General features: G+C 62.4%; 21 protein-coding genes and 1 pseudogene. 15 read left to right on the forward strand and 7 right to left on the reverse strand.

From position 1 onward, the window contains the following. Window positions 1-2: 2 nt before the first annotated feature. The 5 genes from NKH35_RS01895 to NKH35_RS01915 all read right to left on the reverse strand — a co-directional run bounded on the left by NKH35_RS01895 (window position 3) and on the right by NKH35_RS01915 (window position 3886). On the reverse strand, window positions 3-980 hold the full coding sequence (locus tag NKH35_RS01895; RefSeq protein WP_352913210.1) for a phosphoenolpyruvate carboxykinase (ATP): 978 nt from the start codon (window positions 978-980) through the stop codon (window positions 3-5). After that, window positions 977-2896 (reverse strand): lasso peptide isopeptide bond-forming cyclase, encoded by a 1920-nt coding sequence (locus NKH35_RS01900; protein WP_352913212.1) that lies wholly within the window; start codon window positions 2894-2896, stop codon window positions 977-979. The genes NKH35_RS01895 and NKH35_RS01900 overlap by 4 nt, the downstream gene beginning before the upstream one ends. A 3-nt stretch (window positions 2897-2899) precedes the next feature. Then, entirely contained in the window at window positions 2900-3274 is a 375-nt protein-coding gene (locus tag NKH35_RS01905; RefSeq protein ID WP_245263854.1) for a lasso peptide biosynthesis B2 protein, read from the reverse strand. Between the two features lie 25 nt (window positions 3275-3299). Then, window positions 3300-3599: a PqqD family protein gene (locus NKH35_RS01910; protein WP_352670848.1), complete on the reverse strand. Its 300-nt coding sequence runs from the start codon at window positions 3597-3599 to the stop codon at window positions 3300-3302. A 134-nt stretch (window positions 3600-3733) separates the two neighbouring features. Continuing rightward, the gene (locus NKH35_RS01915; RefSeq protein WP_023684233.1) at window positions 3734-3886 is read right to left on the reverse strand and encodes a lasso RiPP family leader peptide-containing protein; all 153 of its coding nucleotides are present in this window, start codon (window positions 3884-3886) and stop codon (window positions 3734-3736) included. 477 nt (window positions 3887-4363) lie between these two features. Between NKH35_RS01915 and NKH35_RS01920 the strand changes: the two genes are divergently transcribed. The 9 genes from NKH35_RS01920 to NKH35_RS01960 all read left to right on the forward strand — a co-directional run bounded on the left by NKH35_RS01920 (window position 4364) and on the right by NKH35_RS01960 (window position 14999). Continuing rightward, window positions 4364-5488 (forward strand): nucleotidyltransferase family protein, encoded by a 1125-nt coding sequence (locus NKH35_RS01920; RefSeq protein WP_352913214.1) that lies wholly within the window; start codon window positions 4364-4366, stop codon window positions 5486-5488. 130 nt (window positions 5489-5618) lie between these two features. After that, window positions 5619-6641 carry a glycosyltransferase family 2 protein gene (locus NKH35_RS01925; RefSeq protein ID WP_352913216.1) on the forward strand — a complete coding sequence of 341 codons (1023 nt, stop codon included), beginning with the start codon at window positions 5619-5621 and terminating at the stop codon, window positions 6639-6641. Window positions 6642-6768: 127 nt separating this feature from the next. Next, window positions 6769-7164: a cytochrome P450 family protein gene (locus NKH35_RS01930; protein WP_023668807.1), complete on the forward strand. Its 396-nt coding sequence runs from the start codon at window positions 6769-6771 to the stop codon at window positions 7162-7164. A gap of 121 nt (window positions 7165-7285) precedes the next feature. Then, entirely contained in the window at window positions 7286-8185 is a 900-nt protein-coding gene (gene exoK / locus NKH35_RS01935; protein ID WP_023668806.1) for an endo-1,3-1,4-beta-glycanase ExoK, read from the forward strand. Between the two features lie 55 nt (window positions 8186-8240). Next, window positions 8241-9572, forward strand: coding sequence for a UDP-glucose dehydrogenase family protein (locus NKH35_RS01940; RefSeq protein WP_352913218.1), 1332 nt, complete (start codon window positions 8241-8243; stop codon window positions 9570-9572). 31 nt (window positions 9573-9603) lie between these two features. Continuing rightward, entirely contained in the window at window positions 9604-10683 is a 1080-nt protein-coding gene (locus NKH35_RS01945; RefSeq protein WP_352670833.1) for a glycosyltransferase, read from the forward strand. A 223-nt stretch (window positions 10684-10906) separates the two neighbouring features. Continuing rightward, the gene (locus NKH35_RS01950; protein WP_352913219.1) at window positions 10907-12148 is read left to right on the forward strand and encodes a glycosyltransferase; all 1242 of its coding nucleotides are present in this window, start codon (window positions 10907-10909) and stop codon (window positions 12146-12148) included. Between the two features lie 221 nt (window positions 12149-12369). Next, window positions 12370-13539: a glycosyltransferase gene (locus NKH35_RS01955; protein WP_352913220.1), complete on the forward strand. Its 1170-nt coding sequence runs from the start codon at window positions 12370-12372 to the stop codon at window positions 13537-13539. Beyond that, complete coding sequence (locus tag NKH35_RS01960) at window positions 13536-14999, forward strand: lipopolysaccharide biosynthesis protein (RefSeq protein ID WP_023668801.1); 1464 nt, start codon at window positions 13536-13538, stop codon at window positions 14997-14999. The genes NKH35_RS01955 and NKH35_RS01960 overlap by 4 nt, the downstream gene beginning before the upstream one ends. 225 nt (window positions 15000-15224) lie before the next feature. Here the strand turns inward: NKH35_RS01960 and NKH35_RS01965 are convergent. Beyond that, a pseudogene (locus tag NKH35_RS01965) lies at window positions 15225-16391 on the reverse strand (polysaccharide pyruvyl transferase family protein); the annotation flags it as partial. 177 nt (window positions 16392-16568) lie between these two features. Between NKH35_RS01965 and NKH35_RS01970 the strand changes: the two are divergent. From NKH35_RS01970 to NKH35_RS01995, 6 genes are all read left to right on the forward strand, one after another. Next, window positions 16569-17741, forward strand: a complete 1173-nt coding sequence (locus tag NKH35_RS01970; protein WP_352913221.1) for a glycosyltransferase family protein — start codon at window positions 16569-16571, stop codon at window positions 17739-17741. Window positions 17742-17783: 42 nt separating this feature from the next. Then, window positions 17784-18779, forward strand: a complete 996-nt coding sequence (locus NKH35_RS01975) for a glycosyltransferase family 2 protein (protein WP_352913223.1) — start codon at window positions 17784-17786, stop codon at window positions 18777-18779. Next, complete coding sequence (locus tag NKH35_RS01980; RefSeq protein ID WP_352913225.1) at window positions 18776-19723, forward strand: glycosyltransferase family 2 protein; 948 nt, start codon at window positions 18776-18778, stop codon at window positions 19721-19723. The genes NKH35_RS01975 and NKH35_RS01980 overlap by 4 nt, the downstream gene beginning before the upstream one ends. Beyond that, window positions 19713-20663, forward strand: coding sequence for a glycosyltransferase family 2 protein (locus tag NKH35_RS01985; protein ID WP_352913226.1), 951 nt, complete (start codon window positions 19713-19715; stop codon window positions 20661-20663). The genes NKH35_RS01980 and NKH35_RS01985 overlap by 11 nt, the downstream gene beginning before the upstream one ends. 75 nt (window positions 20664-20738) lie before the next feature. Next, complete coding sequence (gene galU / locus NKH35_RS01990; RefSeq protein WP_023668795.1) at window positions 20739-21635, forward strand: UTP--glucose-1-phosphate uridylyltransferase GalU; 897 nt, start codon at window positions 20739-20741, stop codon at window positions 21633-21635. Window positions 21636-21825: 190 nt separating this feature from the next. Further along, complete coding sequence (locus tag NKH35_RS01995; protein WP_023742523.1) at window positions 21826-24204, forward strand: polysaccharide biosynthesis tyrosine autokinase; 2379 nt, start codon at window positions 21826-21828, stop codon at window positions 24202-24204. Between the two features lie 88 nt (window positions 24205-24292). Here NKH35_RS01995 and NKH35_RS02000 read toward each other — a convergent pair whose 3' ends face one another. Then, window positions 24293-24994 (reverse strand): metallophosphoesterase family protein, encoded by a 702-nt coding sequence (locus NKH35_RS02000; RefSeq protein WP_245259932.1) that lies wholly within the window; start codon window positions 24992-24994, stop codon window positions 24293-24295. Window positions 24995-24999: the final 5 nt, after the last annotated feature.

Here is a 24999-nt window from a genome sequence, read left to right on the forward strand (position 1 = left end):
GCTCACCGCGGTCCTTTGTCGGCCGCCAGATCGTTTTCGATCAGGGCGACAGCTTCGCCGATACGGTCGAGCCCGGTCGGCACTTCGAGGCGACAGACGCCGATCTGGCTGGCCAGGGCGGCGCATTGGCGAAGATGTGTCGTGGCAAAATCGCCGACCAGGGCTGGACGGCCGAAACGCGTCACATAGGAAAATTTGATGATTGCCGGCAGGGCGCCGATGCCTGGCAGCGGCGTGATCGCTGCCTTGTCGCCGCGCTCGAGGATATAGATCCGGGTCGCCGGCACCGTGTCTGCCGCAAATCCGGCGTGCAGGCGATGCTGCATCTTGTCGATCGCCGCATGCACCTGCGGGCGTATTTCTGCCTGGCGGATGGGAAACGCGGCGGCGGCATCGGCGGCGAGCTTCAACTGCGGAAAACCCGGAACGATCATCGGCCGGTCCGTGAGATCGAGCGCCACGACATCGTCGGTCAGCAAGCGATGGCCGGCGCGGATCATCGCGCTCGCCGTCGTCGATTTCCCGGCGCCCTTGTCGCCCATGAAAACAGCGCTTTTGACGCCGACGGCAATGGCGCTGGCGTGCAGGATGAGCAGGCCGCGCTGGTGCAGGAGCAGTGCCATGACCGGACCGAGCAGCGGAAACGCCAGCAGTGCATCGTCGACATCAGGCGCCGGCTCCACCTCGATGCGGCAGGCATCGGTAATCAGGAATGCGCCGACCGTCTGCCATGCCAGATATTGCTGCCGCGCCTCGAAGCGGAAAGCAGTTCCGGTCTCGGGCGAGGGTTTTGGCAAGTCGATCGGGCCGACTGCAATCACCACATCGACCGCCGCCGGCGCGCTCGGCTCCAGCTCGGGCAATTCGACCTGCGAGCTGATCGTCAGGCCATAAGCCCTGTAGAAGTGTTGCGCGCGAGCCTTGGGATGGCCGGCATCGCGGATCGAATCGGCGGTGAGTGGCATGTTGGCCGGTGTCATGCATGGCTCCCGCGCTGTTGCACCTGCCTTAGCCACAGCGACAACGCGATCGAACGCCAGACATACTGGACATCGGGCAGGGTGGCTTCGTCCGGTTGCCGCGCGATGCGGCCATAGGCGGCGGTCACCTCAGGCAGGTTGACGTAAGGGGCGATCCGCGCCGCATCTTTCACCAGCACCTTGTCCAGGAGATCGCGGTGATTGCCGAGCATGCCTTTGACCAAATTGGAGGTGAAATCGATCTTGTCGCGCCGCCACTGCACTGCCGGCGGCAGGATACCTTCCATGGCGCGGCGCAGCACCGAGCGGCCAAAGCCCTGGTTCAGCTTTTCCGCGCCGGGCAGCGCCAGACAGAACTCGACCAGCGGCTTGTCCCAGAAGGGGTAGCGCGGCTCGACGCCGAAATTCGCCGCCGCCTTGTCGAGCACCTCGAAGGCGTGCGGCACCATGCCGTTCGACAGCAGCCAGCGATGGGTCAAGGTCTCGCTGGCGCTGACCGCGGGCGACATGTAGCCGGCCCGGCGAAAGCGCTCGACGAGGTCCGTGCGCATCGCCAGGTCCGGATTGATCAGCCCGCGCCAGCTGGTCGCTGGGCGCCCGGCGGGATGGCGCCGCAGCTTGTTGATTGCGCGGTTCGCGAACCGCATGATTTTCGCGACGCGCCAGGCAGGCCCGTAGAGGGTCAGGAACTTGTAGTAAAGGCCGAGCATGCCGTCGCCATAAGTGTTGGAAGCGCTGCGCAGCTCACGCCACAGCTCCATCCATTTGCCGGCATAGGCGAGTTCGTGCAGATGGCCGTGGCCCTGCGAAACCACCTCGTCGCCGCCATGGCCGTCCAGCAGCACCCTCATGCCCTTGGCGCCGGCGGTCCTGTAGATGTCGCGGGTCAGCGACAGGCCGGGCGCTAGGAACGTTTCTTCCTGCTCCTCCAGAATGCGTTCGAATTCGGCGAAGGGCGCATAGTTGCCGACGGAAATCAAAGTGCCGTCGACCTTCTCCTGTCCAAGCACTGCCTCGATGAAAGGCCGCTCGTCCATCGGCGAACCCTTTTCGAACATCAGCGAGAAGGTCGGCAGCCTCGGCTTTCGCTGCGCGGCATTCTGCAGGCCCGCCACGCAGGCGATCGACGAGGAATCGAGCCCTCCGCTCAGCATAGCACCGACCGCAGGCGTGCCGCGCATACGGTTGCGGACCGATTGCGAAAACAGATGCCGGAATTCCTCGGCCGTATCCGATCGCATCGGCCTTGGCGAGGGTTCGATCTGCCAGTAGCGGCGCAGCACCACCTGGTTGCCGGTCACTGTCAGACTGTGGCGCGCCGGCAGGCGGAAGATATCGGCATAGGCTGTCGACTGCGGATTATCGGGCAGCCCGGCCAGGAATCCCGAAATCTGGTGTTCGCTGATGCGCATGTCGACGCCGCCGACATCGAGGATCGGCCCGATCTCGGAAGCAAAGACGAAACGCCGGTCGCTCGAATGGTAATAGAAGGGTTTGACGCCGAAATGATCGCGCACGCAAAACAGCTGCCGGCGCTCGGCGTCCCAGATGGCAAAGGCGAAGTCGCCCTGCAGATGTTCGGGACAGGCTTCGCCCCAGCGCAGATAGGCGCGCATCACAAGCACGGCGTCGGCAACCGAATTGTCCCGGATGCCGAGCCTGGCCAGCAATTCGTCGCGATTGTCCAGCCGGCAGTCCGCGGTGATCGCGAGCTTGCCGCCGGCCATGGTCAGCGGGCCGGGGCCGGCTTCATCGGTGGTGTTGAGCCAGGCGTGGCCAAGAACGACGCCCTCGTCCATCCACCACGAACTGCCGTCAGGCGCGCGATGTTGCATGCGGGCAAGCATGCGCTGGATGCCGGCCGCGGCGGCCTGCCTGCCTTCCTGCCTCAGCAGAATTCCGGCGACGCCGCTCATCGCTCAATGGCCGTGGTCGACGAGATGGTTAAACCCGCCAAGCGAGCCGCCGAGCACGATGTGGTCGCCGCTGACCAGCCAGGCGTGCGCCTTCAACTCGGTGCCGGTATCGCGCTCGATGCCGATGCGGATTTTTGAGGCGTTGCCCTGGCGGGCAAGCAAATATTGGCCGGAAAGCGCTTGGGTCAGACAGCTTGCGCCAGGCACCAGGCGGGCAGCCGCAGCCACGCCCCAGGCGACACGCCTGAGATCGCCGATGTCGGCTGGTTCGCGCGCGTCGAGCCGGGTCACCATGCGGCGCACTTTGTTGTAGGAAAGCAGCGTCAGCCCCAGCCGCACCGCCACGACCACCGCAAGGCAGTGGGCGAGAAAGAGCATCTCCGGCCCGCTCAGTGAGAAAGCTCTAGACAAGTTCCTCATCATGGAGCCTCGCAAGCCCGGCGTCCGCCAAGCCCTTCAACAATCCATCGACATCGGCCTTGCAGCGTTCCGGATCGACATTGTAGCGATCCAGCACGGCGCTGCGGATTTCGGAAATCGGCCGCGGCTCCTGGATCAGCTCCCAGATATAGGCGCCGACGCTGTTCAGGCTGTAATAGATGTTGGACCTCATATCGAGCAGCGCCAGGCCGTTGCCAAATTCGCAGGCCACGGCATCCTCGCTCGCGCTCACCCGATGATGGTCCGAGGGGTTCCAGTCCATTCCTAAACCTCACTCACAACACCAACGCTTCGGCAAGTCCGGAAAAAGGCGCGAGAGCCGGGGTTTGACCCCCGACTCTCCTTAGTGCGCTCTGTTTGCAGAGTCCGGACTTTGTCACCCCAACGAGAGAATACTCAGGAGAAGGTGAGTTCGCCGACCGGCGTATGTGCCGGAAACGAGGCGTCGAGTGCCGTAGTACCGCTACCGCCTTGCGTGATGGTCTCGATCGAGCCGTGGACCGTCAGGCTAGGGGTTTCGTACTCATGCTTTTCAACATTCTGTTCCAATTTACTCTCCACTTGTGGACTGGAAGCGGCCTGTCGATTGCCGGCAGCGAGCTATTGCTGCACCGCAATAGCTGCATGGCAGCATTTATGAGTCAAGCCTGATTTACCAGCCGTTAATCAATTCTCGGTTGCGACTCCCTTCAATGGTGATCAAAGCGCTTTGCATTTTCACATCCCAGGAGAATTCAGCAGAGTGTCCGAGGCTACCAACTAAGTGTCTGATCTAATTGCGTTAAATTTTCTTCGAATGCTCCTCACTTGGGCGCTGGCGCATTCCCACAAAATTGTTGCTGACGTACCCGTCACAAGCCCCGATCAGGTGGCGCCTTGCATCTAGGACTGTGTTGCGAAACGTTCAGGTTGCAGGAAATTGGCGCCAAAGGAAAAACTGGACGCGGCGCATGAATTTGGCGATGCTTTGCTTCGCACTTGCAATATAACGCGCCTGGCGAATTTTTTGCGGAGATGCTGCAGCAGATGGCCTTGCAGGAAGGGACCTTCGAAAGGTTGCGCGCCGCTGGCTGCGCCGACGAAATGGCCTATGTGCAGGCGTGCCTGCGGCTGTTCTTCGCCTCCGGGGCGAGCCCCAGCACCGCGCCTGCACCGGCCATCTCCGTTGCCGATGTTTGCGACATCGCCAGGCTGAACAAGGTCGCCACCCTCATTCTGAAGGCGCTGTCGCGCCCACCGGCGGGCGAGACGCCGCCGGGATTGCTCGAGTGGCTCGACACTTATCGCCGGCGCACGATTGCGATGAACTCGTCCGGCATCATGGATTCGATGGCCATCGACAAGGCGCTGCGCGGCAGCGGCATCGATTTCGTGTTCCTGAAGGGGCCCCTCCAGCAGCAACTGCTCTATGGCGACCATTTCATGAAGCCGTCCGGAGATGTCGACATATTGGTGTCGCCGGTCGGCTTCTTTAGAGCTCGCGATGCGCTGCGCTCGATCGGCTACGAGGTCGCCGGCAAGTCCCGCTCCGTCTGGTGGGTGCGCTTTCTGGGCGAGCAGCACATGGTTCGCAGCCAAGGTCGGAAATTGTCCACCGTCGATCTCCATTACCGGCTCCAGCAGCCGGGATCGCCCAGCCCGCGCGATACGGAAGGGTTCCTGCGCCGCAAGCGCGCGCTTGCGATCGCCGGCTCCAGCGTGCCGTTCATCTCGGCCTCCGACACTTTGCTTCTGTCCTGCATCAGTGTCGCAAAGGCGCTGTTCAACCGCGAGCCATGCGCGGGCTATGTCTGCGATATCCGGGCCGCTGCCAGTCGGCTGAGCGAGGCCGAGCAGCAGACTGTGCTCGACTACGCGGCCGAGCAGGGGCTGGCCGACACCCTGCTGCTGGGCCTGCGCGCCGCCGATGTGCTGCTTGGTGGCGCCGGCACGCTGCTGTCGGATCGGGCCACCAGGATCCTGTCACGCATCGGCAATGAAGACCTGTTCCACATGGTCATCGCGCCGTGGCTGTCGTCGCTCAGATGGCCGCAACGGCGCACCGTTTTGTGGGAATTGTGCGGCCGCGAACCTGTCCGCTATCTGACCGAGGCCGGCTGGGCCGCGTCAGCCGACCTCAGCCGGCGGATTTTCGAGCGGGAAAGCCGGTGACGATGAGGGTCGTCATGCAGCAGGCAGATAACGTTCCGTCCCGATCCGCTGGGGATGGATCGGGGTCCGGCGCCGCGCGCCGGGAGGGCGAGGGGCCTCGCGACACTTTATGCAATCGAAAGGCCACCCTATGTCCATGACAGAATCCCGGGTCTGCGTGATCATCGCGGCGCGCAACGGGGCCCGGACCATTCCCGCAGCCATCGCCTCGGCGCTGCGCGAGCCGGAGGTGGCGGAAGTCCTCGTCGTCGACGACCCCTCCACCCATGCCACCGCAAACGTGGCCCCCGCAGCCGACCAAGGCAGCCGCCGGCTTTCGGTCATCCGGCTCGACGCCAATCGCGGCCCGTCCTTCGCCCGCAATACCGCCATTGCCGGGTCGAAATCACCTTTCATCAGCATTCTCGACGCCGACGATTTCTTCCTTCAGGGACGGTTTCGCCAGCTGTTTGCCAGCGCCGACTGGGATTTCGCCGCCGACAACATCATGCTGATCCGTGACGATACGGCGACCGATGTCTCGAAGATCGTCGCCCCGTCCTTTTCGGCGGACCCGGAATTCCTCGACTTCGAGCGATTCATCGAGGGCAACATCTCCAGACGGCGTGTCCAGCGCGGCGAACTCGGCTTTCTCAAGCCGGTGATATCAAGAGCTTTCCTCGACAGGCATGGGCTGCGTTACGACGAGAACCTGCGTCTCGGCGAAGATTACGAACTCTACGCTCGCGCCTTTGCCCTTGGCGCACGCTTCAAGGTCATCCGTTCCTGCGGCTATGGCGCGATCGTGCGCGCCGATTCGTTGAGCGGGCGCCACAAGACACAGGATCTGAAGCGCCTCGCCGATGCGGATCTGGCACTGCTCGAGATCGACAGCCTGCCGGAAGGCTCCAAGGCCCTGCTGCGCAAGCACGAGCGGCATGTGCGTGACAAATACCGGCTGCGCAATTTCCTCGATGTGAAGGCCGAGCGCGGCATGGCGTCTGCCGCCGCCTATGCGCTGGCCAGCCAGTCGAACTTCATTCCCATCGTTGTCGGCGTGGCCGCCGACAAGCTCGATGCGTTGTTTCGCCACGCCGGTCTGTCCCCGCGGCAGCAGCCGGTGCCGCCTTTGCGCTTCCTCATGGCCGCTACCAACACGGCGGCGCAAAAGTAGGCTCCGCCAAGTCCGGGACGGCGGCCGCAAGGCTGAAAAAATTGCCTTTCTGAAACTCGGAGGTTGCCTACACGCCCCGACGATGGCACTGTATGTTGCGGTGCAGCAATTTTGGAAGGCCAACCGGATGGCTTCAATTTTCGGCTTCAGGTCCAGGGACCCAGCGCGCGACAAGCAGACCGATCTGGCGCGTTTCGACCGTCTGGCAAAGCTGTTGGATCAGATCACGGCCGAGATTGCGGCCGAGAAGACCGGGTTGGAGGCCCGCTACCGGTCGAAGTCCACCAACGCGGCCTTCCTGGTCGAGTCGATGGAGAACGGCTCGGCGTCGGCACGCAAGCTGTCGGAAGTCGGCGAGCTGACGAAGTCCATCCTGAACTGCGAACAGCGCATCGCCGAGCTGGTGCGCCAGACGAGCCGGATGAAGGAACTGCGTCATTCACTCGACGCGATCGTCGGCGAGGATGGCCAGAGTTCTGATTCGCACGGGGAATATGTCAAACCCGCAGGTCGCTTCGGCTGAACACGGTCACACGAGACACAGAAGAGAAAGTTCGGGGACGGAGGATCGGGATCGGCCCGTTAGCAATGTGGGCCAATCGGTGACTTTGGGTTGGGGCGGAACAGCACAAAGGTGAATTGATATGAACGCAGATCCGAAGACGACGCCCATGGCGGCAATCGATGCCATGATTTCGACGCGGCCAAATCGGCCAATGCGTCTTGTAAACCCAACGCGTCTTCTATCCGTTGGTGCGCTTCTGTTGGCGGCAGCCGCAGCTCTGCTCGGCGCCGCCCACCCCTCCCGCGCCCAGGACGCCTCCCCGGAGATGCAAAGCGCACCGTCCTTCGTCGACGATTTCAAGAGTTTCGATCGTTCGCGCTGGTATGTCTCCGACGGTTGGTCGAACGGCAATCACCAGAACTGCACCTGGTCGAAAAGCCTGGTAAAATTTTCCGACAACATGCTGACGCTCGGCTTCGAAAAGCGCAAACTGAAGGACCGCGAGTTCGCCTGCGCCGAGATCCAGACCAAGCAGCGCTTCGGCTATGGGACCTATGAAGCACGGATGAAGACCGACACCGGATCCGGTCTCAACGCCGCTTTCTTCACCTATATCGGCCCTGCCGACAAACAGCCCTGGTATGAGATCGACTTCGAGGTGCTGACCAAGGATACATCCAAGGTGCAGGTCAACAGCTACATCGCCGGCAAGCCCAAGAACGAGAAGCTGGCCGAGGTCGAAGGCGGCGCCGACAAGGGCTTCAACGACTATGCCTTTATCTGGGAAAAGGACCGGCTGCGCTGGTACGTCAACGGCAAGCTGGTCCAGGAAGTGACCAATCCCGAGCAATTGCCGACCCACTCGCAGAAGATATTCTTCAGCCTCTGGGGCAGCGACACGCTGAAAAACTGGATGGGCGCCTTTTCCGACCCCGGCCGCCAGGTGACGATGCAGGTGCAGCGCGTCGCCTTCACCGCGCTCGGCCAGCCGTGCCAGTTTCCGGAATCGCTGGCATGCAGTGTAAGCAGCATAAAGTAGATCTGAACCGGCCCGGCCATATAAGGCCAAAGGGCGTGAACAGGAATTAACCCGAATGAATTTGACGGTCTTTGGAATTGGCTATGTCGGTCTCGTGCAGGCCGCGGTGCTGGCGGAGGTCGGGCACCAGGTGGTGTGCGTCGATGTCGATGAAAAGAAGGTCGAGCGGCTCAACCAGGGCCTGGTGCCGATTTTCGAACCGGGACTGGAGGCCCTGGTCAAGGAGAACCACGCCGCCGGCCGCATCAAGTTCACCACCGATGCCGCCGCCGGCGTCAAGCATGGCGAGATCCAGATGATTGCGGTCGGCACGCCACCCGGCGAAGATGGTTCGGCCGACCTCAAATATGTGCTGGCGGTGGCCGAGACCATCGGCCGCGAGATGGACGGTCCCAAGATCGTCGTCGGCAAGTCGACCGTGCCGGTCGGCACCTGCGAAAAGGTGAAGGCCAAAATCGCCGCGACGCTGAAGGCGCGCGGGCGCCAGGACCTGGCTTTCGACGTCGCTTCCAATCCTGAGTTCCTCAAGGAGGGTTCCGCCGTCGCCGACTGCATGAAGCCTGACCGCATCATTGTCGGCACCAACAGCGAGGGCACCGAGGCGGTGATGCGGGAGCTCTACGCGCCGTTCAACCGCAACCACGAGAAGATGATCATGATGGACGTGCGCAGCGCCGAATTCACGAAGTACGCCGCCAACTGCATGCTGGCGACCAAGATCTCCTTCATGAACGAAATGGCCAATTTGGCCGAGCAGCTCGGCGCCGACATCGAGGAGGTACGCAAGGGCATCGGCTCGGATCCGCGCATCGGCTACCACTTCATCTATCCCGGCCTCGGCTATGGCGGTTCGTGCTTTCCCAAGGATGTCCGCGCGCTGATCAAGACCGCCGAAGGTGTCAAGTTCGACGCCAAGCTGCTGCGCGCCGTGGAGGAGCGCAACAATGCCCAGAAGTCGGTGCTGTTCGACAAGGTGCACCGTTATTTCAAGGGCAGTCTCAAGGGCAAGACCTTCGCGCTCTGGGGCCTCGCCTTCAAGCCCAACACCGACGACATGCGCGAGGCGCCGGCGCGCGTCCTGATGGAGGCGCTGTGGCAGGCCGGCGCCAATGTGCAGGCCTACGACCCCGAGGCGATGCAGGAATGCCAGGCCATCTACGGCCTGCGCGACGACCTTTTGTTGTGCGGCACCAAGGAGGCGGCACTGCGCGGCGCCGACGCGTTGCTGATCGCCACCGAATGGAAGAGTTTCCGCGCCCCGTCCTTCGACGCGGTGAAGGATGCCCTGACCACGCCGGTCATCTTCGATGGCCGTAACCTCTATGATCCCAAGGTCATCGCCCGTCACGGCATCGAGTATTTCTCGATCGGCAGGATGGCGGCGTGAAGGCAGGGCGGCACAACGCGGAGCCAGGTTCATGAAAGTTCTGTTTGCAGGCGGCACCGGCTACACGCCGCAATTCAGCGGGGGCGTCCAGTCGAGCACCCACCACCTGGTCGAGCAATTGCGCGAAAACGGTCACGAGGCATCCGTTCTGGCAGCCCTGTTCGGCGACGGCATGTTCGGCTTCAGGGCGCGCGCCAAGATGAAGCTCCTTCGTCAGCGCGCGGTCATCGACAATTTCCCGGGCTATCCGGTTGTACGGGCGTGGTTCCCCTGGGAAGCGGCCGACTTCGCCGTCAAAAAGTTGAGGCCGGATGTCGCGGTCGTGCAGTGCCACAATTCGGTGCCGATCGGCAGAGAGCTGCAGAGGCTTGGCGTGCCGCTGACCGTCTATCTGAGGAATGTCGAATTCGACGAATTGGCCGGCGATCTGCGTGAGCTCCATTCGGCGGTCTATATCGCCAACTCCGAGTTCACCGCGCGCGCCTATAAGGCAAAATTCGATATCGATTCGACGGTTATTCCGCCGACCATCAATCCCGCGTTCTACAGCACACCGACGACCGGTGAATTTGTCACGCTCATCAATCCATATGAGGAAAAAGGCTTCGATCTTGCGGTGCGCATTGCCGCCGCCTGTCCCGAGATCCCGTTCCTGTTCGTCGAAAGCTGGAAGCTCGACGACGATCATCGAGCCCGGATCGAAGCAACAATCTCTCCCCTCCAGAACGTCAAGCTGGAAAGCCGCACCAGCGACATGAAGACGGTCTACGGCCGCACGAAAATCCTGCTTGCGCCCAGCAAATGGGAAGAAGCCTGGGGCCGGGTGGCCTCGGAAGCGCATTGTAGTGGCATTCCCGTGGTCGGCTCGCGGCGCGGCGGTCTGCCGGAAGCGATCGGCGCCGGCGGCGTGGTACTGGACTACGACGCACCGCTCGCCGACTGGGTCGCAACGGTCAGGCGGCTGTGGAGCGACGAGGCCGAGTACGAGCGGCTGTCAGCGACAGCACGTCAGTTTTCGGAGCGGCGGCAAATGAACCCCGATAGCCAGTTCGCAACGTTCATGGGCGTTCTCGACCGCGCAAGACGTGTCGGTTTGGAGCGCGCAGCCTAAACGCGTCGTGTTGCAGTTCAGCTGAGACGCTGCACGACCGTGGTCGCGCAAAGTTCCCGTTAGCCAGGTCCAGACGTCGTGCGCCCGTCCGGATCACTTTTAATTGCTGCAGTGCAATATTTTGTGGCACTGCAGCAATCAACGTGTATTCTGCCTGTCTACATTAGGGCTTGTGCGATATGGACCGCTTGGTCCGAGCAAGCCCCAACCTTATGGGCGGGTCATGCGCGTGGGCTTTGTCGTCGGCGAATTCCCTCTGCTTTCGGAAACCTTCGTCGTGGACCAGATGGCTGGGCTGCTGGCGCGGGGCTTTCAGGTCGAAGTGGTCTGCGAAAAGATGCAAGGTGACCACCGAATTGACCGGCAAAGCGAGCCGATGGCGACGCTGCTCGCCAGAACCCGACATTGGTGGCGATGGGCCGCTGTAATCAGCAAATTTGTACAGCGTCTGCCGCCGCGTCTGCGATACAAGGCCTCGACCGTTCTCGACATCGCCTTTGCACGCCGCCTGAACCGCTGCGAGGTGATTGTCGCCCACTTCGGACAGAACGGCGAGAGAGCAGCCGCACTGAAGAAATGGAAGGTGCTCAAACCACCGATCATAACCATCTTTCACGGCGCGGACGTGGCGATCCCGGCGCGGCAGGCAGTGCTCGCGACACAATATGCCGGGCTGATCAAGCATGGGACCCTGAACCTGCCCGTCAACGATTACTTCCGCACGATGCTGCTGGAAGCCGGCCTGTCGCAGGCGAGCACGACGGTCCACCATATGGGAATTGACGCCCGCGAAATCGGCTATCGCTGGGAATCGTGGGAAGGCACCCAACTGGTCGTGACGACGGTTTGCCGCCTGGTCGAAAAGAAAGGCGTCGAGTTCGCCTTGCGAGCCTTGGCCTCCCTCAACGCCTCCCAGCCGCAGCTAGACTGGCGTTACGACATTGTTGGCGACGGTCCTCTGCGGATGAATCTGGAGAAGCTGGCCGTAGAGCTGGGCTTGGCTGGTCGCGTAACGTTCCTCGGCAGCCTCCCTCACGCGGAGGTGAAAAGACGGCTTCGCATGGCCCATCTCTTTTTGCTGCCAAGTATCACTGCCAGCGACGGGGATATGGAAGGCATTCCGGTCGCGCTCATGGAGGCCATGGCCGCCGGATTGATTGCGGTCAGCACGTATCATTCGGGAATCCCGGAGCTCATCAAGGATGGGGAGACGGGGTTGCTTGCGCCCGAGCGAGATATCTCAGCGCTTGCCGGCAAGCTTGCCTGGGCCGGGGAGCACCCGACCGAATGCGAGCGTATCGCGCTTGCCGCACGCCGCAAAGTCGAGGACGACTTCAACGCAGATGTTCTGAATGAACGATTTGCGCAGATCGTTACCCAACTGGCCACATCGAGCCCTGCGCATGAACCTGCCGGTCATGTCGGGGTTTCCGAGGGCTTGGCGGATCCTTCATCTGCCAGCTGACACTGCTGCTCTGCGTTTGATCGGCAGACACGCCAAGCCGAGGGAAATCTTGCTACACTGCACCAAAAATGTTGCAGTGCAGCAAGACCTATACTAACGTCCCTGCGGGTGGGCCAACAGCGGTAGAGTTCCATGCTGCATGTCTTGTGCCTCCGGCACCCTGTTTTCGGCCCGGCTTTTGTCAAGGGCACACCGGCTCAACGCACGAGCGCATCCTGCCGATGAAGATTTGCTTCGTAGTCGACAAGTTCCCCTCATTGTCCGAAACCTTTGTTCTCGACCAGATAGCCGGATGCCTTGAGCGCGGCATGGAAGTCGGCGTCGTCTGCAACGAGACGTCCTTCGGCAGGGACAGCAACATCGATGATCCGCGCTGGCAGGCGCTGCCAGGAAAGGTCGTATGCTGGTGGGGTGGCCTGGGTCGCTATCGCCCGCTGCTCAGGAAGTGGTCCGGCAGGTTCTGGGACAAGCTCTCGACCGCCATCGACATTGCTCATGTGCGAAAACTGCAGGGCGCCGACGTCATCGTTGCCCATTTCGGCAACAACGGCATGCGCGTGGCCCGCGCCATCAAGCGCGGGAGGATTTCCGCTCCCCTGGTGACGATATTTCACGGCCGTGATGTCGGCGAACCGCTGCATGACAATACGCTCGCGCGCTACAAGATTGTGTTCGAAAAGGGCGTTCTTCAACTGCCGGTGAATGCGTTTTTCCGCGATGCCTTGATTGAGGTCGGTGCATCGCCGGAGCAGGTTGTGGTTCACCATATGGGGGTGCGGCCGAGTGACATCGACTATCGGTGGCGTTCATGGGAGCAGGCTACGCTCTCTTTCATCTCGGTCTGCCGCCTGACTGAAAAGAAGGGCATCGAATATGCGCTTCGCGCGCTTGCTGGCCTGCCGCGGCGAGACTGGATCTACTCGGTGATCGGCGGCGGAGAACTTCTCGAGCAGCTGAAGGGGATCGCCGCAGAGCTCGGCATTGCCGACAGGGTGAATTTTCTTGGGCCCCGGCCGCACAGCGAAGTCAAACAGCGTCTGCGCGATGCGCATGTGTTCCTGCTGCCCAGCGTCGGCGCCCGCGATGGCGATCTGGAAGGCATTCCGGTTTCGCTGATGGAAGCGATGGCCGCCGGCCTGACGGTGGTCAGCACATATCATTCCGGGATCCCTGAACTGATCGATGATCACAAGACGGGTTTTCTCGTGGCTGAGCGGGACGTTGCGGCGCTGACCGGCAAGCTTGCCTGGATCGCCGAGAATCCGAAGCCGTGTGAAGGGATCGCTCTCGCGGCGCGCAAGAAGATCGAGGCGGAGTTCAACTCCGATCTGCTGAACCAACATTTCGTGGAAATCGCCATGCGGCTTGGCGAAACGAGGTCGCTTGCATGAACGCCAATCCGCCCCCCCAGTTCGGTCGTGTCGCCCTGCGCGGCGGGCTGGTAACCATCGGCGCCCAGGGCTTCAAGATGGCGATCCAGTTTCTCTCCGTCATCGTGCTGGCCCGTCTGCTCGTCCCCGAGGATTTCGGTCTGGTGGCTTCCGTCGGGCCGATCGTCGCCTTCGTCGGGCTGCTTCAGAATCTGGGCCTGCAGCAGGCTGTGGTTCAGCGCAAGGACATCAGCAACCAGCAGCTCAACCAGGTGTTCTGGATCAGCGCGCTCGTCGGGCTGGGCAGTGCCGTGGTAGTGGCCGGCCTGGCGCCTGCCATCGCCGCGTTCTATGGCGATAAACGTATGTCCGGCATCACCCTTGGCTCTGCCCTGCCGCTGCTTCTCGGCAGTCTCGCCGCAGTGCCGCTGGCGTTGATGAACCGGCACCTGCAGTTCGGCCAGCTCGCACTGAACGACGTGATAAGCGCCGCCGCCGGACTTCTGGCCGCCGCAATCGCGGCCTATGCGGGGTTGGGCTACTGGTCGCTGGTCATCGGCCCGGCGGTTTCGGCAGCTATCGCCCTGGCTGCCGCCTGGCTGGTGGCGCGTTGGACGCCTTTGCGGCCGGACCTGAAGGTCGATGCCGATATATTGTCGTTCGGCGCCAACCTGACCGGCTTCAACCTCGCCAACTTCTTCTCGCGCAATCTCGACAACATTCTCATCGGAAAATATTCCGGTGCGATCGAACTCGGCTATTACGACCGCGCCTACAAGCTCCTGTTGTTCCCGCTGCAGAACATCAACCAGCCGCTGACACGGGTTATGGTGCCGCTGCTCAGCCGCATCCACGATGACAAGGCCCGCTTTCGCGATATCTATGTGCGCACCAACTGGATGCTGGCGGCCGTTACCATGCCGGGCATCGCGGCGCTGACGCTGACCTCCAATCAGATCGTCGGACTTCTCTTCGGCGCGGGCTGGGCACCGGTCGCACCGATCTTTGCCTGGCTGGGCATCGCCAGCCTGGTCCAGTCCGTTTCAAGCACGACGGGATGGATATTCATCTGTCAGGGCAAGACGAAGACCATGTTCCATTGGGGCATCTATTCGTCGCTGACGACCGTCGCTGCCTTCGTCGTTGGCCTGCACTGGGGCGCCGTCGGCGTTGCCGCGGCCTATGCCATCAGCGGTTACGTGCTGCGCGTTCCCGTGCTGGCGCTACTGGTCCATCGCGTCGGTCCGGTGACCGCCGCCGACTTCCTGCTCATGCAGGGGCTTTTCATCGCCTCGTCCCTGCTTGCCTGGTTCCTGTACCTGTGGTTGCCGGCGTCTCTAACGGGCCAGTCAGACCTGCTCGCGGTCTTTTTGGCGCTTGCCCTCAACTACGGCATCGGTCTCGTTTTCATGCTTGCCGTCCCGCAGTCGCGACGCGCTTTGTTCACCACCCTGTCCAACGCCGCGCGCAATATCCGCTGAGCGGCCGGCGAACAGCGGCGCCAGTAGGTTTGTGGCCGACATTGCCGAAGCATGTTCTTCGAGCACGGCCTGAAGGCTTGTCTTGCGATAGCGGTCGAGATCTCCCGCAAACCGGCCGAGCTTTTCGCGCGCCTCTTCGGGCGTCACGGTGTCGATGTCGAGCAGCACATCGTCGACACCGATTCGCTTGGCCACTTCCTTGGTTTTGAACTCGTAGGCGATCGGCAGCACCGGCGTGCCGACGCAAAGCGACATGATCATCATATGCATGCGCGTCGCGACGACGAAGTCGAAGCCCTTCACCAGCGCCATCAACTGGTCCGGCGTGTGGAACGAAGCGTCCACTGTCACGTGGCTGGCGATCTCAGGATCGAGCTTGGCAACGATGGCCTGCGCGGTCTTGGAATCGTCATGGGCATATTCCGGCACGCCCTGACACGTGGAGACGAAGGTCACCTCCTTGCCAAGGTCCCTGACAAGAATTGTGGCGATCTCGCGGATCGAATCCAGATAGCGGCGCATGCCGCCCTCACCGTCGCTGACGTAGTTCCAGTGGCGGACCGAAATAGCGACGCGGCCCGTCGACGCCGGCGGCTGGCTGGAAGCGAGACGCTTGCCGATCCTGTCGGTATCCGCCAAGGCGAATACGGCATCGGCCACCACGTGGCACTTGCCGAGATCCTTCACCAAATCCCGGATATGGGTCCGCGACCGTTCGTCGCGCAGCAGGATGAGCGGGCTGCGGTCAAAGATCGGGCCGAGCTCCTGGCGGTTGTAACTTTTGTCGAACGGACCGAGGGATTGCGTGAAGAAGACCGGATCCTTGCCAAATACGGCATCGAGCCTGAACTGATTGAGGCGTCGTTCGAGATTGTAGTTCTCGACGAGATAGGTTCCCCCTGTGGTGACCACCATGTCCGCGTCGGCGTAGATATCGAGACCGCGCCGGACGCGATAGGTGAAAAAATTGCCTAGGGCGCTGCTGCCAAACCAGCGCAGGGCCTGGAGAACGAGCCGATTGTAGATCGGCTTGAACCGGTCCCTCAGCCCGCTGCCATTCTTGTATCGGAACAGGGATTCCGACAGCAGCTTATGAAATTCGAGGTCGGGATAATCCGTCTTCGGATAGAGTCGTTCCGCAACTTCGGGCTGGCTGTCGAAGACGGCAAACCGCACGTCGCCTTGCACGATCGTCTTGAGAATGTGGCGGATCGCCAGCAGAATCGCCGCATCCCCGGTATTCAGGCAGACTGTGTTTTCAACGACGATCTTCATGGGATACCTCATTTCGTCAGCAGATTCCGCGGCGGGGCCTGCGGTGCCTAGGACGGGCATGGTGACCGAAAACACCAAGGCCAGGACGATCCCGATGCGGCTCGCGTCACAATTCATCGCTGCATCGGGCTGGGTGACCAGCCAGAGCGGCGCTCAAGCCCAACGGAGGGTAACGCATCAATTTTGCAGTGCAACAAAAAACGTGCACTTATGCTACGGCGCACCAAAAATGTTGCGATGCAGCAAAAGCTGGGTTAGCATTCCCGTGGGTGGGCCAACAGCGGTCGAGTTTTCATGCTGCATGTCTTGTACCTTGTGCACGATGTCTCCGACCCGGCGGTGCGCCGGCGGATCATAATGCTCAAGGCAGGCGGCGCGCGGGTCACGTTGGCCGGCTTCCGTCGGACCACAAATGCTGTTCCCGACGTCGAGGGGCTGCAGCCGGTCGACCTCGGCGCGACGCGTGACGGCCGATTCGGCCAGCGTCTGGCGGCGGTCGCCAAGGCGGCGCTGTCGATAGGCTCGAAGCTTGCGGCGATGCCGAAGCCCGACCTCATCATCGCGCGCAATCTGGAAATGCTGGCGCTGGCCAGGCGCGCCAAGGCCGCCTTTCGCGGCGGCGTGCCGATCGTCTACGAATGCCTCGACATCCATCGCCTGGTGCTGCGCAATGACATGCTGGGCAAGGCGCTGCGCACAGCGGAGCGTTATCTCGCCCGCGACGTGAAGCTTCTGGTGACGAGCTCACCGGCCTTCATCGTCAATTATTTCAAGCCGTTCGGGCAGGTCGCCGCACCGGTGGAACTGGTCGAAAACAAATACTTCGAAACCGCGCCGATCGCCTTGGATGACAGGTCAAAGGCCGAAAACCCTGCAGCACCCCCGTGGCGCATCGGCTGGTTCGGCGCGCTGCGCTGCCGCCGCTCGCTGGAGCTGCTGGCCGACTTCACGCGCCGTCAGGGCGGGCGCTTCGAGGTCGTCCTCCGGGGCCGTCCGGCACTCTCGGAATTCCCGGATTTCCATGCTTTTGTCGAGGCCGAACCCTATCTCTCCTTTCGTGGCCCCTACCGCAACCCGGAAGACATGGCCGCGATCTACGGCGAAGTGCATTTTTCCTGGGCGATCGATTTCTTCGAGGAAGGGCAGAATTCGGAATGGTTGCTGCCCAACCGCCTCTATGAGGGCTGCCGCTTCGGCGCCGTACCGATCTCGATGGGCACTACCGAGACGGGGCGCTTTCTCAACCAGCAGGACATTGGCATCCTGCTTTCCGATGCCACGCCCGAAATCTTGGAAACCGCGCTCGGCCGCATGGACCAGGAGCACTTCGGCAAGGCCAAGGCGCGTGTGCTGGCCCGCAACCCACGAACCTGGAGTTACGACCGCAGCGACTGCCGCGCCTTTGTCGACAGGCTGCGCGGCCTTGCGGTTGCCCCTGGTTCGTTCGCCACCGAGGCACTGGCCTGAAGGATGACCAATGACAAAAGTGCAGTTCATGGAAAGGCGCCGATGACGCAAACCGAAGCGCTGCCGCCAAGCCTGATCGTCATTCCGTGCCTGAATGAGGCAGCCCATATCGGCGCGTTGCTCGAGCAGCTCAGGCCGGCAGCGCTAAGGCTCGGCGCCCGCATCGTCGTTGCCGATGGCGGCAGCACCGATGGTACTTTGGCCATTGTCGAAGCGGTTGCGGCCAAGGACCCTCAGGTCGTCCTCCTGCACAACCCAAAACGTATCCAGAGCGCGGCGATCAATCTCGCCGTCGCCAGCCTCGGTGACGGCGCCGAATACCTGATCCGCATCGATGCCCATGGCGGCTATCCCGCCGATTATTGCGACCGGCTGGTCGAGGAGGCGCTCGCCACTTCAGCCGATTCGGTCGTCGTCTCGATGCTGACCAGCGGCAGCGGCGCGGTGCAGAAAGCGGTCGCGGCGGCGCAGAATTCCAAGCTCGGCACCGGCGGCTCCAAGCACCGGCACCTCTCGGCCGGCGAATGGGTCGACCACGGCCATCACGCGCTGATCCGGATCTCGGCCTTCACCGCGGTCGGCGGCTATGACGAGACCTTCAGCCACAATGAGGATGCCGAACTCGACTACCGCCTGCGCCGGGCAGGCTACCGCATCTGGATGAGCGGCAAGACGCAGATGGTCTACTATCCGCGTTCGTCGCTGAAGGGCCTGTATTTCCAATATATCGGCTACGGGCGCGGCCGCGCCAAGAATGTGCTCAAGCACCGCATGATCCCGAAAGTTCGGCAGATGATCCCGCTGCTGGTGGCGCCGGTCGTCCTTCTCGCGGTATTTTCCTTTATCCACTGGCTGGCGGCGGTGCCGCTGCTGGTCTGGGCTTCGGTCTGTCTGGGCTACGGCGCTGTGACCGCCATCAGCCAGCGCAATCCCAACAATGTGCTGGCGGGCATTTCGGCGATGGTCATGCATTTCGGCTGGTCGCTCGGGTTTTGGCTGCAACTGCTCGGCTCGCGATCGCAGCGCGGGGTGGCATGATGGTCGCCGACAGCCGCCGAATCGACATCTGCGTCTGCACGTTCCGGCGGCCGGAACTGGCCGACACGCTGCGGTCGCTCGCTGCCATGGATATGCCTGCCGGTTTCGGCATCGGCGTCATCGTCGCCGACAATGACGACGAGCCGACCGCCGAGCCGCTGGTGACCGCGCTGGCGAGCGAATTGAAGCTCGTGGCCCGCTACCGGCACGCTCCGGCGCGCAACATCTCGGTTGCCCGCAACGCCTGTCTTGATGCCAGCACGGCCGATTTTGTCGCCTTCATCGACGACGATGAAACCGCTTCCCGGCAATGGCTGGCCGAACTGATTGCTATCGCGGAGACAAGCGGCGCCGACGCCGTGCTCGGTCCGGTGCGGGCGCTCTACCGCCCGGATGCGCCGGACTGGATGCGCAAGGGCGATTTTCATTCGACCTTGCCGGTCTGGGTGCAGGGCGAAATCCGCACCGGCTACACCTGCAACGTCCTTTTGAGGATGAGCGCCGACAGCTTGCGCGACCGTCGTTTCAGCCTGGCGCGCGGCCAGAGCGGCGGCGAAGACACCGAATTCTTCGACCGCATGGTCAAGGCAGGCGGTCGCATCGCCTTTGCGCCGGAGGCGTTGGTCGAGGAAGTCGTGCCGCGTTCGCGAGCCGCTTTCGACTGGCTGCGCCGCCGCCGCTTCCGCTTCGGTCAGACGCATGGCCACCTTGTTGGCCACAATGCGGGCGCAGTCCGTCGGGCGAAGGAGGTCGGCCTCGCCTCGGCCAAGGCCGCCTATTGCTTCGGCATGGCGGCGTTGACTGCGATTAGCCCGGTCCGCCGCAACCGCAGCGTGCTGCGCGGCATCATGCATGTCGGCGTCGTCAGCGGCCTGGTCGGTATCAGCGAAATTCGCCAATACGGACTGTCTTCCCCGCAGCAAGGAGGCAAGCGTGCAGCCTGACGTCTCCTTTGTCATCGCAGCCCACAATGCCGCGGCCACGCTCGACCGGGCGATCGCAAGCGCCATGGCCCAGCGCGATGTCAGCGTCGAAATCATCGTCGCCGACGACCAGTCGCGCGACAACACGCTCGACGTCGCAAGAGCCTATCCAAAAGATGTCGTCAAAGTGGTTGCGCTGCCGGCAAATCGTGGCCCTGGCGGCGCCAGGAATGCCGGGCTCGAACTGGCTTCCGGGCGCTGGGTCGCGGTGCTCGATTCCGACGATGCCGTCCTGCCCGGGCGGCTTTCCGCCATGATCGCGCGGGCCGAAAGCGCGGGCGCTGTGATCGCCGTCGACAACCTCCAGGTGGTGCGCGAGGACGGCATTGCTGAAGCGACGATGTTTCCCGCCAAATATCTGGAGGGCCTGCGTGAAATCACGCTCGCCGACTACATCGCTGGCAACATCGTTTTCGAATCCACGTTCAACCTTGGCTATCTCAAGCCGATCTTCCAGCGCCGTTTCCTGATCGAAAACGGGCTTCGCTATGATGAAAGTCTGAGCATAGGCGAGGATTACATCCTGCTCGCCAACGCGCTGGCCAAGAGCGGAAAATGCGTCGTCGAGCCGACGACCGGCTATATCTACCACATCCGCACGGGCTCGATCTCGCGCGTGCTCGAGCTTCACCATATCGAGGCGATGCGCAAGGCCGACGCGGTCTTCGCCGAGACCAATTCCATGGACGCTGCTGCTGCGGCCGCCTTCGCCAAACGCGCCCGCAGCCTGCGCAAGGCGGCATCGTTCCTGTCGCTGGTCCAGCACATCAAGGCGCGTTCGCCGTTGAAAGCGATACGCACCGCGCTAAGTGATCCGGCGGCTGTCAGGCACATGTCGATGCCGATCGCCGTCCGCCTCAAAAGGGTGGCGGCGCAGTTTGCCGTCGGCGCGGAGAGGTAAGGAGGGCGAGTACATGAAGACGTTTGTTCGTGGCCTGCAACAGGCTGAAATCGATCTGCTCAGAAGGAATTTGCGATGAAGAAAATCAGGAAGGCAGTCATCCCTGTGGCGGGGCTTGGAACACGGTTCCTGCCGGCAACCAAGTCGATTCCGAAGGAGATGCTGCCCGTGGTCGACCGGCCGGTCGTCCAATATGCGGTAGACGAGGCCTTCGAAGCCGGCATCGAGCACATCGTGTTCGTCACCGGCCGCAACAAGGCTGTCATCGAGGACTACTTCGACCTGCACCCCGAACTGATTGGAACGCTCGAACAAACCGGCAAGAAGACCCAGCTGGAGGCGCTCGAAAGCATGCTGCCCGTGGCCGGCGCCACCAGCTTCATCCGCCAGCAGTCGCCACATGGTCTCGGCCATGCGGTGTGGTGCGCACGCGAAGTCATCGGCGACGAGCCCTTCGCCCTGCTGCTCCCCGATATGGTGTCGTTCGGTCGCCGAGGTTGCCTGGCTGAAACAGTCGATCTCTATCAGCAGACCGGCGGCAATGTGATCGCCGTCGAGCGCTGTGATCCCAGCGAGACCAGCAAATACGGCATCGTCGGGCGCGGCGCCGAGACAGGGAGCGGCTTCGAGGTGACTGCCATGGTCGAAAAGCCGGCGCCGGCCAATGCGCCGTCGAACTATTACATCAACGGCCGCTACATCCTGCAGCCCGAGATCTTCTCGCTGCTGGGCAACCAGCAGCGCGGCGCCGGCAACGAAATCCAGCTTACCGATGCCATGGTGCGGCTGGCGAAAAGCCAGTCTTTCTTTGCCCAGCCTTTCAATGGCCGCATGTTCGACTGCGGCTCCAAGGAAGGCTTCATAGAGGCGACCATCGCCTTCGCGCTGGCGCGCGACGACATGAAGGGACCTGTGCTGGAAATGCTGCAGGCGTTCGTGCGGTCGCATGAGCGTCAGGAAGTGGCCGCATAATGCCCATCTTTCGAGGGCATATGCGTTTGGACGATGGCGCGGCTCATGCCTGCACGCCTGGCCGCTCAGGCCCGGCGCCGGATGGCATGAAGCTTGCGTTGCATATCTTGCCCCCGATCTCCGCAGCTTCGGACGAGGTGGGACCTGACCCGTCTCGCTCCGGCGCCTGTAACCTAGAATTGGATCGAAGATGAATTATGCCAGCTTTCCTCTCGACAAGAGGATGCCATTGCCCAACCCCGATCAGGAAAAGGGTGAAGACTTCATCGACGTCGAGCGCCTGCTTGGCATGGCGGCGCGTCAGGTCAAGGTGGTGGCGGTCTGCGCCATCATCGGCCTGTTCCTGGGGTTGCTCTATCTGCAGACCACGCCCAAGCAATACATGTCGGTCGCCAGCGTGCTGATCGACGAAGGCCTGAACAAGGTCATCGACGACATCTCGGCTGCATCCGTCACCATGCAGACCGACGCCGCCCTGCTCAGCCAGATCGAAATCATCACCTCGGCGCGGCTGGCCTCGGTGGTGGTCGACAAGCTGAAACTCGACCAGAACGCAGAGTTCATGAACCCGCCGCAATCGGCGCTGGTCAAGGGCATCGGCTTCGTGCGCGGCGTGATCGGCTATTTCCGCTCAAGTTCCGCCGAGCAGATTCCCGGCATGGAAAACGTCGATGAGGCGACACGCCAGGCCATGATGCAGACGGCGCGCCACGACTATGCCGTGCTGAAGCTGCAGAGCGAGGTGCTGGCGCAGCGCAACGGCCGCTCCTATGTGCTCGCCATCGGTTACCAGTCGACCAATCCGGCGCTCGCCACCGCCATCACCAAGGCCTATGCCGACGCCTATCTCGCCGACCAGCTCAACGCCAGTTTCGACGCCACCGAACGCGCTGCGGTCTGGCTGCAGGGCCGGCTGACCGAGCTTCGTCAGAACTCACAGGCGGCCGCTATGGCGGTCGAGAAATTCAGGGCCGAGCATGGTCTGGCCGCCAACAGCGACGGCCAGCTGATCAGCGACAAGCAGATTGCCGATCTCACCGCGCAACTGATCGTCGCGCAGGCCGATACGGCGCGCGCCAGCGCCCGCTATCAGCAATACAAGACCATCGTCGAAAGCGGCTCGGACAATGCCTTCAACGATTCCGCCATCTCAAGCGATCAGCCGGCAAGCTCGGTCATTGCAACGCTCAAGACCCGCTATCTCACAGTCGCCAAGCGGCTGCAGGACGTGACGGCCAATTTCGGCGCCGACCATCCGCAGGCGGTGGCGCTGGCCAAGGAGAAGGCCGACCTGTCGACTCAGATTTTCGGCGAGTTGAAGCAGCTGACCGAAAGCTATCGCAATGAATATGAAGTCGCGCTTTCACGCGAGACCTCACTGAGGCAGAAGATCGCCGACGCGGCCGGCAAGAGCTCCATCGACAACCAGAGCCAGGTCAAACTGCGCGAGCTCGACCAGCAGGCGCAGGCGCTCACTACGCTCTACCAGACCTTCCTTAGCCGCTACGAGGAGGCCTCGCAGCAGCAATCCTTCCCGGTCGGCAAGGTCCGCATCATCTCGGATGCCTCAACGCCGCTTTCCGCCTCAAGCCCGCGCACCTCCAGGGTGCTGGCGCTGTCGCTGGTGCTTGGCGTGCTGCTTGGCGCCGGCTTTGGGGGCCTGAATGAGTTCAACGAGCGCTTCTTCAGGACCGGCGAGGACATTCGCGATCGCGTCGGCCTCAAATTCCTCGGCTATTTGCCGATGATCGGCGGCAGGCTCGGCAAGGACGCCGACGACGGTGCGGCGGATGCCAAAGGCGCCAACACATTGTCGGCGGCCGAGAAACGGGCGCGCTTGCGGGTCAGCGTCGATGCGCCGGCATCGATGTTCTCCGAAACGCTGCGCAACGCCAAGATCGCCTTCGACGTTGTCATGGAAGGGCAGGGCAGCCGGGTCATAGGCGTGGTCTCGATCCTGCCAGGCGAAGGCAAATCGACGGTCGCCGCCAATCTCGCCGGATTGCTGGCCGCCAACGGCTCGAAGACGCTTTTGATCGATGCAGATCTGCGCAATCCTGGCCTCAGCCGCAACCTCGGCATGGAGGCCGAGCAGGGATTGATGGAAGCCGTGGTCAACGGCCAGACCTGGCAGTCGGTCGGCAAGGTCGACCGCCAGACCAAGCTGGCGATCATCCCGGCCGTGCTGCGTGGCCAGTTCTCGCATACCAGCGAGCTGCTGTCGTCGGCCGGCATGCGGCGCTTCATCGACAACGCCAAGGAGACGTTCGAGTACATCATCGTCGACCTGCCGCCGCTCGGCCCCGTGGTCGACGCCAAGGCGTTTGCGCCGCTGGTCGACGGCTTCGTGCTGGTTGCCGAATGGGGCCGCACGCCGCGCGCCATGGTGCGCTCGCTGCTGGAGCAGGAACCCTACGTCGCAAGCAAGGTCGTCGGCGCCGTGCTCAACAAGGTCGATCTGAAGAAGCTGCCGAAATACGGCTCGCTCGGCGGCTCGGAAAAGTTCTTCGACCGCTATTCGACCTACTATCTGGAGAAATCGGACGTGCGGGCGAAGACCGCCGCCTGAACGGAGCGCGATCCTGAAAAGGAGCGTGATCCGGAAAAGCGGATCCGGTTTCGGAAAGGATCACGCTCAAACGAAGAAGCACGGCAGGTCAGGAAAAGATCAGCTTGCCGAATTTACCCACGATCCTGAGCGCTGTCAGCCGGCCGCTTTGAAAGGCGCCGGTGTCGATGCCGAGCCTTCGCCCGTCAAGCCTGGGGATATCGACCGGCGTGTGCCCATGCACCACAAAGCGGTCGAGCAGATGGGCGGCGTTGAAGAACTCGTCGCGGATGTTGAGCAGATCCTGCTCATCCTGTGCGACCAGGTCGATACCCGGCCTGATACCGGCATGGACGAAAACGAATTTATCCGAACAGAGCAGCACCGGCAGGCTGCGCAGAAAGTCGATATGGCTGGCCGGAATGACTTCCTTCACGCGCCGGTCGACCTCGTCGCTCGAGGCATAGAGGCTGGCAAGCCGCGCCGGATCGACCCCATAGGAAAACAGCGTCTCGAGGCCGCCGACCGCCAGCCAGCGGTCCCGCGACAGATATCCGTCGAGATAGTTCAGCATTGCCACTTCGTGGTTTCCCGCCAGGCAGACGCGCAGGAAGCCTTGTGGCGGCGCCGCCAACAGATGGTCGAGCACGCGCGCCGATTGCGGCCCGCGGTCGATATAGTCGCCAAGCATCACGATGATCTTGCGGCCGCTGAACTGCTGCGCGTCGCGCTGAACATTCTGCTCAAGCGACAGCAATTCCTTGTAGCAGCCATGCACGTCGCCGACCGCGTAGACGATTGCGTCCTCCATATCCA

This window comes from Mesorhizobium sp. M1143, assembly GCF_040318435.1.
Classification (GTDB): Bacteria; Pseudomonadota; Alphaproteobacteria; order Rhizobiales; family Rhizobiaceae; genus Mesorhizobium.